Origin of the sequence: Vibrio sp. M250220, assembly GCF_036533795.1 — a bacterium.
GTDB lineage: Bacteria > Pseudomonadota > Gammaproteobacteria > Enterobacterales > Vibrionaceae > Vibrio.
In genome coordinates this window covers 64,461-82,328 of sequence record NZ_JATABI010000002.1, presented here as the reverse complement: position 1 = coordinate 82,328, position 17,868 = coordinate 64,461, and the positions used below count along the sequence as shown (strand labels likewise).

At 45.8% G+C, this 17,868-nt stretch carries 13 protein-coding genes; 5 read left to right on the top strand and 8 right to left on the bottom strand.

The annotated features are described in order from the left end of the window. Window positions 1–45: 45 nt before the first annotated feature. On the bottom strand, window positions 46–885 hold the full coding sequence (fadR, locus tag QTN94_RS01165; RefSeq protein WP_138973336.1) for a fatty acid metabolism transcriptional regulator FadR: 840 nt from the start codon (window positions 883–885) through the stop codon (window positions 46–48). 684 nt (window positions 886–1,569) lie between these two features. On the opposite strand from fadR, the gene nhaB reads away from it, so the two are divergent. Together nhaB and dsbB are read left to right on the top strand one after the other, a co-directional pair. Then, window positions 1,570–3,159, top strand: a complete 1,590-nt coding sequence (nhaB, locus tag QTN94_RS01160; RefSeq protein ID WP_331417290.1) for a Na(+)/H(+) antiporter NhaB — start codon at window positions 1,570–1,572, stop codon at window positions 3,157–3,159. A gap of 95 nt (window positions 3,160–3,254) precedes the next feature. Next, window positions 3,255–3,776: a disulfide bond formation protein DsbB gene (gene dsbB, locus QTN94_RS01155; RefSeq protein ID WP_331426594.1), complete on the top strand. Its 522-nt coding sequence runs from the start codon at window positions 3,255–3,257 to the stop codon at window positions 3,774–3,776. Between the two features lie 192 nt (window positions 3,777–3,968). Here the strand turns inward: dsbB and QTN94_RS01150 are convergent, their stop codons facing one another. Together QTN94_RS01150 and lrp are read right to left on the bottom strand one after the other, a co-directional pair. Beyond that, window positions 3,969–6,878: a DNA translocase FtsK gene (locus QTN94_RS01150; RefSeq protein ID WP_331426593.1), complete on the bottom strand. Its 2,910-nt coding sequence runs from the start codon at window positions 6,876–6,878 to the stop codon at window positions 3,969–3,971. A 181-nt stretch (window positions 6,879–7,059) separates the two neighbouring features. Next, the gene (gene lrp / locus QTN94_RS01145) at window positions 7,060–7,554 is read right to left on the bottom strand and encodes a leucine-responsive transcriptional regulator Lrp (protein WP_331426592.1); all 495 of its coding nucleotides are present in this window, start codon (window positions 7,552–7,554) and stop codon (window positions 7,060–7,062) included. A gap of 174 nt (window positions 7,555–7,728) precedes the next feature. Between lrp and ald the strand changes: the two genes are divergently transcribed. After that, a complete protein-coding gene (gene ald, locus QTN94_RS01140; RefSeq protein ID WP_138973340.1) occupies window positions 7,729–8,853 on the top strand; it encodes an alanine dehydrogenase in 1,125 nt (374 codons plus the stop codon). A 165-nt stretch (window positions 8,854–9,018) separates the two neighbouring features. On the opposite strand, the gene yfbV is transcribed toward ald, so the two are convergent. Continuing rightward, the gene (yfbV, locus tag QTN94_RS01135) at window positions 9,019–9,471 is read right to left on the bottom strand and encodes a terminus macrodomain insulation protein YfbV (RefSeq protein ID WP_138973341.1); all 453 of its coding nucleotides are present in this window, start codon (window positions 9,469–9,471) and stop codon (window positions 9,019–9,021) included. A gap of 350 nt (window positions 9,472–9,821) precedes the next feature. Between yfbV and QTN94_RS01130 the strand changes: the two genes are divergently transcribed. Beyond that, window positions 9,822–11,018, top strand: a complete 1,197-nt coding sequence (locus QTN94_RS01130) for an acetate kinase (protein WP_331417286.1) — start codon at window positions 9,822–9,824, stop codon at window positions 11,016–11,018. Between the two features lie 122 nt (window positions 11,019–11,140). Next, complete coding sequence (pta, locus tag QTN94_RS01125; RefSeq protein ID WP_331426591.1) at window positions 11,141–13,306, top strand: phosphate acetyltransferase; 2,166 nt, start codon at window positions 11,141–11,143, stop codon at window positions 13,304–13,306. 63 nt (window positions 13,307–13,369) lie between these two features. On the opposite strand, the gene QTN94_RS01120 is transcribed toward pta, so the two are convergent. The 4 genes from QTN94_RS01120 to QTN94_RS01105 form a co-directional block, all read right to left on the bottom strand. Beyond that, on the bottom strand, window positions 13,370–14,644 hold the full coding sequence (locus QTN94_RS01120) for an MgtC/SapB family protein (protein WP_331426590.1): 1,275 nt from the start codon (window positions 14,642–14,644) through the stop codon (window positions 13,370–13,372). A 119-nt stretch (window positions 14,645–14,763) separates the two neighbouring features. Further along, window positions 14,764–15,708 (bottom strand): glutathione S-transferase family protein, encoded by a 945-nt coding sequence (locus QTN94_RS01115; RefSeq protein ID WP_331426589.1) that lies wholly within the window; start codon window positions 15,706–15,708, stop codon window positions 14,764–14,766. Between the two features lie 180 nt (window positions 15,709–15,888). Next, window positions 15,889–16,884, bottom strand: coding sequence for a murein tripeptide/oligopeptide ABC transporter ATP binding protein OppF (oppF, locus tag QTN94_RS01110; protein WP_331417282.1), 996 nt, complete (start codon window positions 16,882–16,884; stop codon window positions 15,889–15,891). Continuing rightward, window positions 16,881–17,852: an ABC transporter ATP-binding protein gene (locus tag QTN94_RS01105; RefSeq protein WP_240800956.1), complete on the bottom strand. Its 972-nt coding sequence runs from the start codon at window positions 17,850–17,852 to the stop codon at window positions 16,881–16,883. Before QTN94_RS01105 ends, oppF begins: the two co-directional genes overlap by 4 nt. Between the last annotated feature and the right edge of the window lie 16 nt (window positions 17,853–17,868).

The window sequence follows — 17,868 nt, the reverse complement described above, 5'->3', positions numbered from 1 at the left end:
ACCGCCTTTTAGGCGGTTTTTTCAATTTTGTCGAAAACAACTGAATTAGCAATCATCTTCTGTGAAGTTCGTTGGTAAGGTGGTCTTCATCTGATTCCAGATTTGCGCACTTTCAATACCATAGTGACGAACAACAACTAAAATCTGCTCGCGATTGCCTGTTTCACAGACTTCGAGCAAATCACGGTAGAATTGCAGTGCAAGTTCACGTGCTTCTGGGTTTGAGAAGTAGTAGCTGCCCACTCGGTCATACAGTTTTTTCAAGCCATTGAAAATCAGACCATAAATCTGGTTACCTGAATGGAACGCCAAGCGTTGGAACAACATGTAATCATAGAAGTTGAACGTTTTAGCAATTAAAGTTGCCTGACGTTTCGCTTCATCCTTTTCGCCATCGTCTTTTACATGTTGACGGATTTTATCTGCGTATGGAGATGATTCCATAAACACATCCCAAGATTCCGCGGCAACCAGTGCTTCACATGAATTGATTACGTTGGAGATGGTTTTTTCCGCGCTCTCTTTATTCGCTTTGAATGCATAGCGCATAAAGATTGGACTGATATTTGTCCGTGCTGCAAGCAAGTCTTCAACAATGGAGGTCGCATTATCTGCATCCAACGTCATTAACGTATCGAGGATGTGCAAGCCTGACGTTTCCATGAATTGATTCACACGTGTCGGTTTACCGTGTTGAATGGTTAACCAGCCATCACGTGCAAGGCGTTGCAGTACTTCACGTAAAGTAGTGCGTGTAACACCAATCAATTCAGAGAGCTCACGTTCGGCTGGTAGAATAGAACCTGGAGGGAAACGCCCTTTCCAAATACTCTCAATAATGTATTTTTCTGCGAATCCTGCTGGGCTCTTTGCCTTAATGACCATTTATAACTTATCCAATCTTGTATTTTTATGGGTCTAATGAAACTCATCATACCACTAGTTCTAACATATCGGAAACCATCACTCTGTAAACACTCAGTAAACGTGCGTTAAAACCACAATAGAGCTATAGCTCTAAATACATGCAGAATTTATTGACAGACATTGGTCAACGAAATAGCGGAATTTTCAATTTTAACATATTATAAACATTGATCACCCCTTATATATCCAGCTCCATCCGCAAAATTTAAGATTTAATAATTGCAATCTTTACAGGTAATTTTCATTCATTATTATTACATATTCTTTCTTATTCTTAGCTTTCAAACGTCAGCTCTCATTAAACCTTGTTTTTCACAACTCTCATCCTGTGTTTACGCCACTTTGATCGCGTTTTTAAACAAAAGTTTGTTGATAAAAACGCTAGCGTTATTTTTCCCATTGACTAAATTTCTTCGAAGAGTACAGTGGCGACCAAAGTAAAGGAGTGCTTGTTTTTCTCAGGGAGTGACTTGGCAAGACCACATGAACGTGATCTCGATGTTGTTTTTCTAAGTCACTGTTGAATCAGGTTGGTTCCTATTTAGGGGTATTTCCCCTCTAGACAGAACAAGTAGCCTGCTGGTTAATAGATACAAGCACGTGCAGTGTCTATTCATAACAACATATAAGAGTATTTGAATCATGCCGATGTCACTCGGAAATGCATTTATTAAGAACTTTCTTGGTAAAGCCCCAGATTGGTATAAAATTGCCATCATTTCATTCTTAATCATTAACCCTCTCGTTTTCTTCTTCGTCGACCCATTTGTCGCTGGTTGGTTACTCGTCGCTGAGTTTATCTTCACGCTTGCCATGGCATTAAAGTGTTACCCACTTCAGCCTGGTGGCTTGTTGGCAATCGAGGCGGTTGCTATCGGTATGACGAGCGCAGAGCAGGTTAAGCACGAACTTGTCGCCAACATCGAAGTACTGTTACTGCTGGTCTTCATGGTTGCAGGTATCTATTTCATGAAGCAGCTACTGCTGTTTATCTTTACTAAGATACTGCTTGGTATTCGCTCTAAGAGCATGCTATCGCTAGCTTTCTGTTTCGCGGCGGCTTTCCTATCGGCATTCCTTGATGCTTTGACCGTTATCGCTGTTGTTATCAGTGTTGCAGTGGGTTTCTACGCTATCTACCACAAAGTCGCATCAGGACAAGGCCCGCATGCATCACACGACCATACTAAAGATGATCACCTCTCAGAGCTAACTCGTGATGACTTAGAAAACTACCGCGCTTTCCTCCGCTCACTTCTAATGCACGCAGGTGTCGGTACGGCACTTGGTGGTGTAATGACCATGGTTGGCGAACCGCAAAACCTAATCATTGCCGACCAAGCAGGCTGGCAATTTGGTGAGTTCATCATTCGCATGCTGCCAGTGACGGCGCCGGTTTTCATCTGCGGTATGGTGACTTGTGTATTAGTAGAGAAGCTTAAAGTTTTTGGCTACGGCGCACGCTTACCTGAAAACGTACGTCAGATTCTAGTTGACTTCGACAACGAAGAGCGTAAAAAACGTACAAACCAAGATGTTGCCAAACTATGGATCCAAGGTATCATCGCTGTCTGGTTGATTGTAGGTCTAGCGCTTCACTTAGCAGCAGTAGGTTTGATCGGTCTTTCGGTGATTATCCTCGCAACTGCCTTTACGGGCGTAATTGAAGAACACTCTATGGGTAAAGCGTTCGAAGAGGCTCTGCCGTTCACAGCACTACTCGCGGTATTCTTCGCTGTCGTAGCGGTAATCATTGACCAGCAACTATTCAAGCCAGTGATTGACGCGGTACTTCATGTTGAAGATAAGGGAGTTCAGTTGGCTCTGTTCTACGTGGCGAACGGTTTGCTGTCGATGGTATCGGACAACGTATTCGTTGGGACGGTATACATCAACGAAGTTAAGACGGCTCTTATCGAAGGTGTTATTACTCGCGAGCAGTTTGATTTACTAGCGGTTGCAATCAACACAGGTACGAACTTACCATCGGTTGCTACCCCTAACGGTCAGGCAGCATTCCTGTTCTTGCTGACGTCTGCATTAGCTCCTCTAGTCCGCCTTTCATATGGCCGTATGGTGCTGATGGCACTGCCTTATACCCTAGTGCTAGCACTGGTTGGTTTAGCAGGTATTGTGTTCTTGGTAGAACCAATGACCGCTTGGTTCTACGACGCTGGTTGGATTATGCCTCACGTGGGTGATATTGCTCCAGCAGTATCTTCTGGACACTAATCACTAAATAGTAAAAGTTTTTGTTGATAGAGAAACTTTTCCGCGATAAAAAGCTCTGATAACTCAGAGCTTTTTTATTACTACAGGATATTTGTGTGAACATTCTTTCCAGTATCAAAACATTTTCACAAAGACGACTGTCTTGGTTGTTGCTGTTACTCTTCGTTGTTTTCTTTGAAGCATGCGCCCTCTTCTTTCAACATGTGATGATGCTATCGCCATGTGTGATGTGTATCTATGAGCGAGTTGCTATGCTCGGCATTGGTGGTGCAGCATTAGTTGGTTTAATTGCCCCAAACAACCCTGTTATTCGTTGGCTAGGCCTTGCAGCATGGGGCGCAAGTGCTTATAAGGGATTAGCTCTATCTCTGCAGCATGTTGATTACCAATTTAATCCATCACCATTCGCTACCTGTGACCTGTTTGTTACTTTCCCAGACTGGGCACCGCTCAACAAGTGGGTTCCATGGATGTTTGAAGCTTACGGTGACTGCAGCAAGGTGGTGTGGCAATTCCTGACTCTATCAATGCCACAGTGGCTAGTGGTGATTTTTGCTGCAAACTTAGTGGCGTTGGCTGTTGTAGTGGTTGCGCAATTGGCGAAGAGTAAGCGATAGAGAGTCGAGAAAAGTTTGAAGGGTTGGCACATGGTGTCAACCCTTTCTTTTTATATCTGGAGAATTAAATTAAAAAGGAACTGACCTGCCAGTATCTTGCAACTCACCACAGATATGTCTCGCAGGGCGGAGTCCGTTCTCGATTCTCGCAGCGAAGCGTTCTCGCCCTCTCTAAACAGCGGGCGACGCCCGCTAGTTCATTTCCCTACCGGGAGCTGGTGCCAACACTTCACGGTTGCCGTTGTGACCTGGCGCACTGACGATACCTTGTGCCTCAAGCTGTTCGACAATTCGAGCCGCTCGGTTATAGCCAATCTTAAAGCGGCGCTGCACCCCTGAAACTGAGCCACGACGTGACTGAACCACGTGTTCGACGACTTGGTCAAACAGTGGATCCATCTCTTCATCATCTTCCAATTTCTCACCCGGCAACAGCGCGTCAGGCCCTTGATCGCCATTAGTGATCTCATCAATGTAGTTTGGTTTACCGCGCGCTTTCCAGTTGTTCACTACCGCATGAACATCATCATCCGAGGCGAATGCGCCGTGAACACGTACAGTGTGACTAGATCCTGGAGGCAAGTAGAGCATATCACCCATGCCAAGTAGCGACTCTGCGCCACCCTGATCCAAGATGGTACGAGAGTCCGTCTTAGTCGAAACGGTGAATGCCACACGTGTTGGTATGTTCGCCTTAATTAAGCCGGTGATAACGTCAACGGAAGGACGCTGTGTCGCCAGAATCAAGTGAATACCGGCTGCACGGGCTTTCTGAGCAAGTCGAGCAATCAGTTCTTCAACCTTCTTGCCGACTACCATCATAAGATCAGCAAATTCATCAACGATAACAACAATATATGGTAGCTTTTCTAATAGCGGAGCATGTTCATCCATACTGTCGCCCGGCTGCCAAAGCGGATCGTGAATCGGATGCCCCGCTTCTGCTGCCATTTTTAGCTTATCGTTGAAACCTTTAATGTTACGTACCCCGAGTAACGACATCAGCTTATAGCGTCGTTCCATCTCACCCACACACCAGCGGAGTGCGTTGGATGCGTCTTTCATGTCGGTAACAACTTCTGAAAGGAGGTGCGGGATCCCTTCATACACGGATAATTCCAGCATTTTTGGGTCAATCATGATAAAGCGAACCTCTTCAGGTGTGGCTTTATATAGCATGCTGAGAATCATGACGTTGACACCCACGGACTTACCGGAACCTGTGGTACCCGCCACCAGAACGTGTGGCATTTTAGACAGATCGGCAACCACGGCCTCTCCGGCAATGTCCTGACCAAGTACAACCGTCGTTGGAGACTTGGCTTCAATAAACTGCTGGCTGCCAACCACATCCGAGAAGAAAACCGTCTGTCTACTCATGTTGGGTAGCTCTAAACCAACATAAGGTTTGCCTGGAATCACTTCAACAACACGAACCGCCATCGCAGATAGCGAACGAGCTAAGTCCATCGACAAACTAGAGATTCGGCTTACTTTCACACCCGGTGCGAGATCGAGTTCAAATCTTGTAATGACAGGGCCTGGGAAGATATCAACAACAGTTGCCTGAATCTTGTAGTCTGCCAGTTTGGCTTCTACCAGACGAGCGATGTTCTCCAGCGCTTCGCGATCAATAAAGTTTTCTCGTTTTTCTGGATGATACAACAGCTCAAGAGTTGGCATCGGCTCAAGAGGTTTTGGCAGATTTGGCTCGTGCTGAACCAAAAATGGATTCTGCTGTGCAACCACTTTTGCTTTCGCTTCTTCAACTAGGTTGTGCAGAGCCGCCGCGTCTTTATCAGCAATGTCTTCTGCCTCTAGTGGATGAACCATTTCAGCCGCAGAATCTTCAACGACATCAAAGGATGAAATAACAGGTTCCTGATACTCTTCGTCAGGGGTAATTTCAGAAGAGATTTGTGCCAAGTCAGAATCGCTAATTGAAGGCTGAATAATCTCTTCTTCAACCAAGTCAGTGTGCCAAGGCAGATCAACCCTCTCTTGATTCGATGATTCTGACGGCAATGGCGCTGACTCTTGTGCGCAAGCAACGCTGAGTTGCTCTTCCACACTCGCGGTAACCTCTGGGCTTGGCGCAAGATCATCAACGCTACGCGCAGCATTTTCTAACTCTTCAATCGTAGCACCAAGTTGCTTGGTTCTTTCAAACGTTGGTGCGGGGTCGATCGGTTCAACCTCCGCATGATTGGTCATTGGGGAGAATTCCATCGATGGTTCAACCGCCGTTTGCCACTCTGGTTCTGCTGTCTCACGAACCTGAGGTTGAGGCGCAGGTTCTACGGTTTTGACCGTTGCCATCTCTGGCATATGGATATTAAAGCGTCTTTCACTTTGCGTTGCTGGCTGGGCTTGTGGTTGGGCTTCTTCAGGGTCAATGGTTAGAGAATCCGTACTTTCGTAATGATTGAGTTCCGCTTCGAGAACTTCATCCTGACGACCTCTCATCTTGTTAACCAACAGAGTAATGAGTTGGATGGTTTTCTCTCCGAGCCAATCAACTATCGACAGCCATGAAATACCCGTGAGCAAGGTAAACCCTGCCCCCCACAGGAAAAGAAAGACCAAAGTGGTACCTAAAACATTCAGTGTCGGAAGGGCAAGACTGGTCAAGACATCACCGATCACCCCGCCAGAGGAGAAATACCAGATATCGTCGAAGTTGATATCCGCCAAACCACAGCTGGTCAAAATGATGACCGTGAGACCTAACAATCGAGCCCCCCAAAGCATGAGGTCGAGCGTTTCACCTTCTTCACGTTTGCGTAACATGACCCAGGCCGTTGCCGTCACCACAAATGGAATCACATAAGCTAAAGAACCAAAAACAAAAAACAGCGTATCCGCCAACCAAGCTCCCACGAGCCCACCAGCGTTATCTATCTCTCCCCCCCATGCGGTTTGCGACCACGAAGGATCGGCGGCACTAAAGGTCGTCAGTGCCACTGATAGGAATATCGAAATTAAAACAATCACGATCAAGCTACATTCCTGAAGGCGTTGTGGACCGCTGAGGCGGGACGTCGGTGATTCCTCACCCGTCTTAATGATCGTATGTACTTTATTTTTGGTTTCTTTAAACATAACCAACTTTATCTATGTGAAACACCAATGAGCGAAGAGGCTCTGATCGGTAAGAAAAAAATAGTCCGAGCAGCAAAGCTACTCGGACTATCGATTTAACCATATCAGGCGCAAAAACCCAATTGCTTAAAGTCAGAATATCGAAAGCTATTAGGACTTTAGGCTTGAGATCATGTCAGAACTATCGAGTTTTGATCACCAACTGGTTGGTTTGTTTGACTTCTTCCATTACCACGTATGTTCGTGTGTCGTTAACACCTGGTAAACGAAGAAGCGTATCACCCAGAAGCTTACGGTAAGCACTCATGTCTGCTACACGTGTTTTTAACAAATAGTCAAAGTCACCAGAAACTAGGTGACACTCTTGAATATCATCCAGTTTCTGCACCGCGGTGTTGAACTGCTCAAACACGTCTGGTGCACCTCGGTTTAACGTAATCTCTACAAACACAAGTAATGACGCGTCGAGATATTGCGGGTTAAGCAATGCGGTATAACCCGTAATGTACCCCTGGCGCTCTAAACGACGTACACGTTCCAAACACGGTGTAGGAGAAAGTCCTACACGTTTTGATAACTCTACGTTCGAAATTCGACCATCTTTCTGCAACTCATTAAGAATGTTGCGGTCGATGCGATCTAGATCCTTGGACGGCTTTTTATTGTTGTCTGCCATTTTTTATTCCACCTTATTACTTCCTTGCAAAAAAATATACTACAACTTTTTAATATTCAGTATCAAATTTTATTCAAACATATCTATACTAGATATTAATTCGACAGAATTACCCTACAAACAGTTAATACAACCATCATAGTTTATACAACTAACATAAAATGAGGATTCAGGATGATTATTGGCGTACCTAAGGAAATCAAAAACCACGAATACCGTGTTGGTATGATCCCAGCGAGCGTTCGCGAGCTAGTGTCTCAAGGTCACCAAGTTTTTGTTGAAACTAATGCCGGTTCAGGCATCGGTTTTTCAGACGATGATTACATCGCTGTAGGCGCATCCATTCTTCCTACCGCTGCTGACGTTTTCGCGAAAGCAGAAATGATTGTAAAGGTTAAAGAACCTCAAGCTGTCGAGCGAGCTATGCTTCGAGAAGGGCAAATTTTATTTACTTATTTGCACCTAGCACCAGATTTTCCACAAACTGAAGAGCTAATCAAGAGCAAAGCTGTCTGTATAGCATATGAGACTGTAACAGATAATATGGGTAGGTTGCCACTACTTGCGCCAATGTCTGAGGTTGCAGGTCGCATGTCTATTCAAGCGGGTGCACAAACTTTAGAGAAATCTCACGGTGGTAGCGGCCTTCTGATTGGCGGTGTACCGGGTGTTGAGCCAGCTAAAGTTGTAGTTATCGGCGGCGGTGTCGTTGGTGCTAACGCGGCACGTATGGCTGTAGGTCTACGCGCTGACGTAACTATCCTTGACCGTAACGTAGACGCTCTACGTCGTTTGGATGAAGAATTCCAAGGTCGTGCAAAAGTGGTTTACTCTACAGAAGATGCCATCGAGAAGCATGTTCTAGAAGCAGACCTAGTGATTGGCGCAGTACTAATCCCAGGTGCAGCAGCGCCTAAACTAGTAACAAAAGAGCATATCGCTAAGATGAAGCCAGGTTCAGCGGTTGTTGACGTAGCAATCGACCAAGGCGGCTGTTTCGAGACTTCACACGCAACAACGCACGCAGAACCAACTTACATCGTTGACGACGTAGTTCACTACTGTGTTGCAAATATGCCAGGTGCAGTTGCTCGTACTTCTACGTTTGCTCTTAACAATGCAACACTGCCGTACATTGTTAAACTTGCTAACAAAGGTTACCGCGAAGCCCTACTAGCAGACAAAGGCTTCCTAGAAGGCTTGAACGTCATTCACGGTAAAGTAACGTGTAAAGAAGTGGCTGAAAGCTTCAACCTAGAGTATGTAGAACCAGCACAAGCAATCGCTATGTTCAACTAATGTTGAATGATTGAATTGATAAAAACGCTCACTTCGGTGGGCGTTTTTTTGTTTGAGTGGCGAGTGGCGAGTGGCGAGTGGCGAGTGGCGAGTGGCGAGCAATTATTGACACAACATTTGCTATGCCAACACTTTTCACTAGAAACTCGCAGCTCGTCGCTTATCTTAGAACCAGCGCTCCAACGCTGACTTATCTAACTGACGAAACGCACGATTGAGTATCTGTGCTAACTCTTTATAGCGAGGACGCGATTTCATCGGTTCTAACGCACAGCCACTTTCGACAATTTTTTGGTAAATTTCGCGGTACCAGCCGGCAAGTGCTGGCGGAAGCTGAGTATTAGATCGATTCCCTAACCACCACATGCCTTGAATCGGCATACTGATCGCAAATAATGCAATGATCACGGCCTGAGGCATCGACTGGTAATTATTGAACGCCATTTGGGTAAGTACGCTGATCGCGGCAATAGCGGGCATCACTTTTACACCAAAGCGAGTTGCTTTAATGATCCGCTGCTCAGGGAATAGCATATTCAGCTCTTTGCGCATGGGCCAAATATCCATGTACTTTTGCCCGTCTCGTAGGCTGTGAACTAAACCGACTTTATTACTCATAGGGGGCTCTCTCACTTCGTCCGTGGGTCCAAAACTAAAATTTAGTTGAAAGATTCAACTATAAGGACAAAAAATTGATGAAAGTTAATATTCTTTCAAATTTTTTTTGTTATCATTGGTTATTATCGTTATCCTTTGCGGACCCACAATCTCATTGTTGCCGTTATTTACAATTTAAGCAACTCTTGAGACCTTTCTGCAGCGGATGCAAGAGTGGTTGATCTGGATCGCCACTGTCTTTTTATATGGAATTCTAAGTTTTTTTGACCAAGATTAGTACGCAGCTTGTAATGCATCGTCTATTCTTGTGATTAATTTTTATCCTAACTGATTATTACAGGTAGTCACTCATGTCAAAGCTAGTTTTAGTTTTAAACTGCGGTAGTTCTTCTCTTAAATTTGCTGTTGTTGATGCAGAAAGCGGTGATGAGCATCTAACGGGTCTTGCAGAATGTCTGCACCTTCCAGAAGCTCGTATCAAGTGGAAACTTGACGGTAAGCACGAAGCTCAACTGGGCAACGGTGCAGCTCACGAAGAAGCACTAGCGTTCATGGTAGAAACTATTCTTGCTTCTAAGCCAGAGCTTTCTGAGAACCTAGCAGCAATCGGGCACCGTGTTGTACACGGCGGCGAGAAGTTCACTCAGTCTGCACTAATTACTGACGACGTACTTAAAGGCATCGAAGACTGTGCAACACTGGCACCTCTTCACAACCCTGCTCACATCATCGGTATCAAAGCAGCTCAAAAATCTTTCCCAGCGCTGAAAAACGTTGCTGTGTTCGACACTGCTTTCCACCAAACGATGCCAGAAGAGTCTTACCTATACGCTCTTCCATACAGCCTGTACAAAGAGCACGGTATCCGTCGTTACGGCATGCACGGTACTTCTCACCTATTTATCACACGTGAAGTAGCTAACATCCTTGGCAAGCCAGTTGAAGAAGTAAACATCATCAACTGTCACCTAGGTAACGGTGCTTCTGTATGTGCGGTTAAGAACGGTAAGTCAGTAGACACTTCTATGGGTCTAACTCCTCTTGAAGGTCTAGTAATGGGTACTCGTTGTGGTGACATCGATCCTGCAATCATCTTCCACCTACACGACACTCTTGGTTACTCAGTTGAGAAAATCAACAACATGCTAACTAAAGAGTCTGGTCTAGCGGGTCTAACAGAAGTGACTTCTGACTGTCGTTTCGTTGAAGACAACTACGGTGAGAAAGAAGAAGCAACTCGTGCTATGGACGTGTTCTGTCACCGTCTAGCTAAGTACGTAGCGGGTTACACAGCTTCTCTTGACGGCCGTCTAGACGCAATCACTTTCACTGGCGGTATCGGCGAAAACTCTGGCCCTATCCGTGAAATGGTTCTAAACCGCCTAGGTATCTTCGGTATCGAAGTTGATGGTGAAGCTAACCTTAAAGCACGTTTCGGCGGCGAAGGTACTATCACTACTGCGAACAGCCGTATCCCAGCAATGGTTATCTCTACTAACGAAGAGCTAGTTATCGCTGAAGACACTGCACGTCTAGCAGGTCTTTAATTGACTTAACCGGCTGCTAAATAGGCAGCCGGTTTTCTTATTCTGGGGCTCAACTCCTATTCTTTGCAGTGCAAGGAATAATAGTTGAGCTTTTATCCCCAATAGCTATAGGTACTCTACGAATGTCTCGTACTATTATGCTTATCCCTGCAAGTGCTGGTGTTGGTCTTACTAGCGTAAGCATGGGTGTTCTTCGCGCAATGGAGCGCAAAGGCGTTAAAGTTTCTTTTTACAAACCAATCTGTCAGCCGCGTTCTGGTGGCGATCAACCTGATCTAACTTCAACTATCGTTGGTTCAAACAGCGATGTGAAGATCGGCCAACCTCTTGCGATGTCTGTTGCTGAAAGCCTAATCGGTAACGACAACATGGATGAGCTGCTAGAAACAGTGGTTGAGCGTTACAACCAAATCAACAAAGATGCTGACGTAACGCTAATCGAAGGTCTTGTACCTACTCGTAAACACCCATTCGCTAACCAAGTGAACGCAGAAATTGCAGCAACACTTGGTGCAGAGATCGTACTTGTTGCAACACCTGGCACAGACAACCCTGCGCAGCTTAAAGAGCGCATCGAAGTTGCATGTTCAAACTTCGGTGGTACTAAGAATAAGAACATTTCAGGCGTTATCATCAACAAACTGAATGCGCCTGTTGATGAAGCAGGTCGTACGCGTCCTGACCTATCAGAAATCTTTGACGATGCTGATAGTGCGAAGCAAAACGAAATGAAAGTAATGGAGATCTTTAACACATCTCCAATCCGTGTATTAGGTTGTGTGCCATGGAGCATTGACCTAATCGCGACACGTGCTATCGATATGGCTAAGCACCTGAATGCGGATATCATCAATGCTGGTGATATTAAAACTCGCCGCATTAAGAGCATCACTTTCTGTGCACGTTCGCTACCAAACATGATTGAACACTTCAAGCCAGGTTCACTGCTAGTCACTTCAGCAGACCGTCCTGACGTCATCGTTGCTGCGGCTCTAGCTGCAATGAACGGTGTTGAAATCGGTGCAATCCTTCTGACTGGCGGTTACGATATCCCAGAACAGATCGTTGGCCTATGTAAGCCTGCGTTCGATTCAGGTCTGCCTATCTTCAAAGCGCAAGGTAACACTTGGCAGACTTCTCTGAACCTACAGAGTTTCAGTATTGAAGTTCCAGCGGACGATAAAGAGCGTATCGAGTTCATTAACGAGCACGTTGCCGGCAACATCGATGGCAACTGGATCGAGTCTATGACTGAAGGTACTAAGAAGTCTCGTCGTCTAAGCCCTCCAGCATTCCGTTACCAGCTAACTGAGTTCGCTCGTAAAGCAGGTAAACGTATCGTTCTTCCTGAAGGTGATGAGCCACGTACAGTTAAAGCTGCGGCTATCTGTGCAGAGCGTGGTATCGCTGAATGTGTGCTTTTGGGTAACCCAGAAGAGATCAAACGTGTTGCTGCGCAGCAAGGCGTCGAACTCGGTGCGGGCGTAACGATCATCAACTCTGATGAAGTACGTGAAAATTACGTCGCGCGTCTCGTTGAGCTACGTGGCGCGAAAGGTATGACTGAAGTTGTTGCTCGTGAGAAGCTACAAGACTCAGTGTTCCTAGGCACTATGATGCTTGAAAATAACGAAGTAGACGGTCTAGTTTCTGGTGCAGTTCACACGACTGCGAACACTATCGTTCCTCCGTTCCAAATCATCAAGACTGCACCTGATGCGTCTATCGTATCTTCTGTTTTCTTCATGCTGCTTCCTGACCAGGTTCTGGTTTACGGTGACTGTGCGATCAACCCAGATCCAACAGCTGAACAGTTGGCGGAAATCGCTATCCAGTCTGCTGATTCAGCAGCAGCATTCGGTATCGAACCACGCGTTGCAATGATCTCATACTCTACTGGTGAATCTGGTAAGGGTGCTGATGTAGACAAAGTACGTGAAGCGACTAAGATTGCTCAAGAGAAGCGTCCTGATCTTGTTATCGACGGTCCTCTACAATACGACGCAGCGATCATGGAAAACGTAGCGGCTTCTAAAGCGCCAAACTCTCCAGTAGCGGGTAAAGCAACAGTATTCGTATTCCCAGACCTAAACACTGGTAACACGACATACAAAGCGGTACAGCGTTCAGCAGACCTAGTCTCTATCGGTCCAATGCTTCAAGGTATGCGTAAGCCTGTAAACGACCTATCTCGCGGTGCTCTCGTTGACGATATCGTCTACACGGTTGCACTAACAGCGATTCAGGCGGCTCAAGCAGAACAAGCGGAAGAGAAAGCGGTTAACTAACCCAATCTCTTATTAGTGATACAAACCCTCGCTTCGGCGGGGGTTTCTTTTATTCAAATCCGCTCAATACATCGCTAAGTACATCGCACCACCAGTCGCAACACACCCGACCATAATGGGCGCAACCCTAATCCACAGCCGTCTATCGCCGATAGCTACCACCATACCTATTTTGACCACCGTGTTGACCGAAGCGGCAATAATGATGCCTAGCATAGCGGTTGTAACACTCAGGGTATCGTTACTCTGACGACTTAAAGCCAAGGATATTGCGTCAACATCTGTGATACCCGATAAAGCGGAGAGTAGTAGAACGCCGGTATCACCGAACCATTGCAATAGTGCTTGAGATAGCAACATGATCACCGCCAAAATCACACCAAAAAACAACGCTGATTGCAGAGCAAGGGGATTGGCTTGCTTGTTTGAAGGTTCAATATTGTTAACGCCACTTTTACGCCAAACCCACCATGCTGGCAGATAGAGCGCGATCATCATGGCGATGACAATTGGCCATAGCAAGGTAACTAGCTGAGGGTTAATCACGGAAAGTACAATTAAGAGACGCGGGAACATAGTTCCACAACTGAGCAAAATGCCACTCGCGAGCAGAGGACTTATACTTGGTTGTTCACGTGATAGATGAGAAAACTGGAGTGTAAGCGCAGTCGAAGAACTTAAACCCGCAAACACCGAGGTAAACAAGATACCTCGTTTCGCGCCACCGATTTTTATCGCGAAATAACCAACAAATGAGATACTGGCAATCAGTACCACCATCCACCATATTTCATAGGGATTGAGCGCATTCCAAGGGCCGTAGGTTTCATTCGGCAGCAAAGGTAACATCACGATGGAAATCAGCAATAAGCGTAATCCCGCATCCAATTCATACTCTTTAAGTCGCTGTAGCGCTTGGTGCAACTCTCTTTTGTTATCCAAAACGACCGCCGTCACCACAGCAGATGCGGCTGCCAGCACAGCTTCACCGGATACAGCGAGTATGCCTAGCACAAACGTGACCAGTAGACTCACCACGCCAGTGATGCTCACGTCGGCGTTCTTTTTTTGTTGAACAACGAACGCGATACAAGCCAAGACGACTAAAGCGATTAACGCAAAGCCAATCAGTAATGGCGAATAGAGCTTCGCCAAAATTGCCGTAAGCCCACCGAGAAGGCCGACCAATGAGAAAGTACGGATACCTGCAACCCGACTGCCCTCAACACTGTTACGCATTACCCAACCACGCTGAGTACCGACAATCGCACCGAGTAACAAGGAAACAAAAAGATTCCACATCAGGTGTTCGCCGTTGACTAATCCGTTGATATCCATCCCTCAGTCCTCAAACTTTGGCTTTACTATCATAAGATTACGCAATTTGGTGACTAAAATCGTGACTCGCCGTATAAAACTGAAAAAAACGCCACTTGTGTGGCGTTTTTGCTGAGTCGTTAACTTTTATCCCTGCCGTGAGGCGTGTCTAAATCCAGTTTGGGGCCTTTTGGCACAACTTGAGTTGGGTTAATTCCAGTGTGGCTGTAATAGTAATGTCTCTTAATATGGTAGAAGTCTGTGGTTTCCTTAATACCTGGAATCTGATATAGCTCCTTGAGATATCCGTTAAGATTTGGATAGTCCGCGATACGTTGTTTATTGCATTTGAAGTGGCCGACATAAACCGCATCAAAACGGATCAAAGTCGTAAATAAACGCCAGTCTGCCTCAGTAATTTTAGATCCCGTTAAATAGCGATGATTGGCTAAGTGGGCATCCAGCCTATCTAGTGAGGCAAACAAACCTTCATACGCTTCTTCGTACGCATCTTGCGTTGTCGCGAATCCACATCGGTACACACCATTGTTCACGTTTGGATAAATATAAGCATTCCACTCGTCAATTAACGCTCGCTCGTGCTCTGGGTAGTAATCATCCATATTGCCAGTAATGTGGTTAAATTCTGAGTTAAACATTCGGATGATTTCTGAAGACTCATTGCTAACGATGGTGTTGTGCTTCTTGTCCCACAGCACAGGCACCGTCACTCGCCCTGTGTAATCTGCTTTCGCTTGAGTGTAAATTTGATGCAGGCGAGTATGACTAAAAAGTGGCTCTGGCAGTCCCATTTGCCAGCCTTCAGACATCATGTCTGGGCAAACAATGGTTAAATCGATATGCTCTTCTAGACCTTTGAGCTTGCGAAAGATAAGGGTTCTATGTGCCCAAGGACAGGCAAGAGAGACAAATAGGTGGTAGCGACCAGACTCTGGTTGAAACTGCGCATCGGGTTGATTTTTTATCCAGTTTCTAAAACCCGCATCTTCGCGTACAAATTTGCCGTTGTTTGATTTGGTGTCATACCAAACATCGTGCCACACGCCTTCGACTAGTTTGCCCATCTTCCACTCCTAACGCCAATATGTTGATGAGTTCAGTATAAAAAGAAACCTCGATAAGATTAATTAGGCAGTCTTGGTTTAGTTGTTCAAATTATTTGAATTAGTTGGTTGATGAGTAGAGGTCAGGCACAAAAAAACGCGGCGTCCTCTAGGACGCCGCGTTAATAGTGACAAAGCGAGTTATACGCTTACGTGTAAACACGAAACAGCGTGAACATCGGTACCTTCAATCGTTGGTTTAGTCTTCGCACACGCATCGGTTGCCTGTGGGCAACGAGTACGGAAAACACAGCCAGAAGGTGGATTGATTGGCGATGGTAAATCACCTTCAAGCATTTCAATGTGCTTAGCTCGTTCTAGCTTAGGATCTGGGATTGGTACCGCAGACATAAGTGCGCGAGTATATGGATGCTTAGGATCTGCAAACAAAGCGTCAGACTCACCAAGCTCTACTGCGTTACCTAAATACATAACCAACACACGATCGGAAATGTGTTTTACAACTGACAAGTCGTGAGCGATGAATACCAGCGAAAGTCCAAGTTCTTTCTGAAGCTCTTTAAGCAAGTTAACGACCTGCGCCTGAATCGATACGTCCAGCGCCGATACAGGTTCATCACAGATGATCATCTTAGGTTTTAGGATCAGTGCACGGGCAATACCGATACGCTGACATTGACCACCAGAAAATTCGTGTGGGTAACGGTTGATAACGTTCGGTAGTAGACCGACTTTAGCCATCATTTCTTTTACACGATCTTTCACTTCTAGCTTAGACAGCTCTGGGTAGAACGTTTCTAAAGGTTCCGCAATGATATCGCCAACCGTCATACGTGGATTCAAAGACGCGAGTGGGTCTTGGAAAATCATCTGAATCTCTTTACGAGTTTCACGGCGCTGCACTTCTTTCATCTTAGTCAAGTCTTGACCAAGCCACATTACATCACCGTCGGTCGCTTCGACTAAGCCGATGATTGCACGTGCAAAGGTCGACTTACCACAGCCTGATTCCCCTACTACGCCAAGCGTTTCACCTTCGTATAGACGAACGTTTACGCCATCTACCGCTTTAAGGTTAGCAGGCTTAGCCCATGGCCATGCTGACTTGGCAGCAATGTTAAAGTGAACTTTTAGGTTCTTTACGTCCAACAATAACGATTTGTTCTCTAAACTCATTTGTTCCAAGCCTCCCAATCAGAAAAACATGCGCGCTGACGCCCATCTCCAAACGGAGTTAGGATTGGCGTTTCGCTCTTACAACGATCTGTTACACGGTGGCAACGCTCCTGATAAGGACAGCCAGGTGGCAAACGAAGTAAGTTCGGTGGATTGCCTGGAATTGTTGGCAAAATTTCGCCTTCAGTATCAAGACGAGGAATCGCTTTAAGTAGACCTTCAGCGTAAGGATGACTTGGGTTGTAGAAGATTTCGTCGACTGACCCATACTCCATGGTACGACCTGCATACATAACGAGTACTTTGTCACATGAACCTGCGACAACACCCAGGTCGTGGGTGATCATGATGATTGCCGTGTTGAACTCACGTTTCAACTCGTTCAATAGATCCATGATCTGCGCTTGAACAGTCACGTCCAATGCCGTTGTTGGTTCATCGGCGATAAGCAGTTTCGGACGACATAGTAGTGCCATCGCGATCATTACACGCTGACGCATACCGCCAGAAAACTCATGCGGGTACATAGTAATACGCTTACGAGCTTCGGGAATTTTCACCGCTTCTAGCATGCGTACAGACTCTTCGAACGCTTCTGCTCTGCCCATGCCTTTGTGCAGCATCAGAACTTCCATCAACTGTTCACTTACCTTCATGTATGGGTTAAGTGAGGTCATTGGGTCTTGGAAAATCATTGCAATCTGCTCTGCACGCACCTTGTTCAGAGCAGCTTCTGGTAGGTTAAGGATTTCGTTACCTTCAAACTTAGCGCTACCTGAGATGATACCGTTTTTAGCTAACAGTCCCATGATTGCGAATACAGTTTGAGATTTACCTGAACCAGACTCCCCTACAATACCAAGTGTTTCACCTTGCTTGAGAGAGAAGTTCAAATCGTTTACTGCGGTGACGATACCATCTTGAGTGGTGAATTCGACACGCAAGTCTTTGACATCTAATAGACTCATCATTGCTTCCTTAATC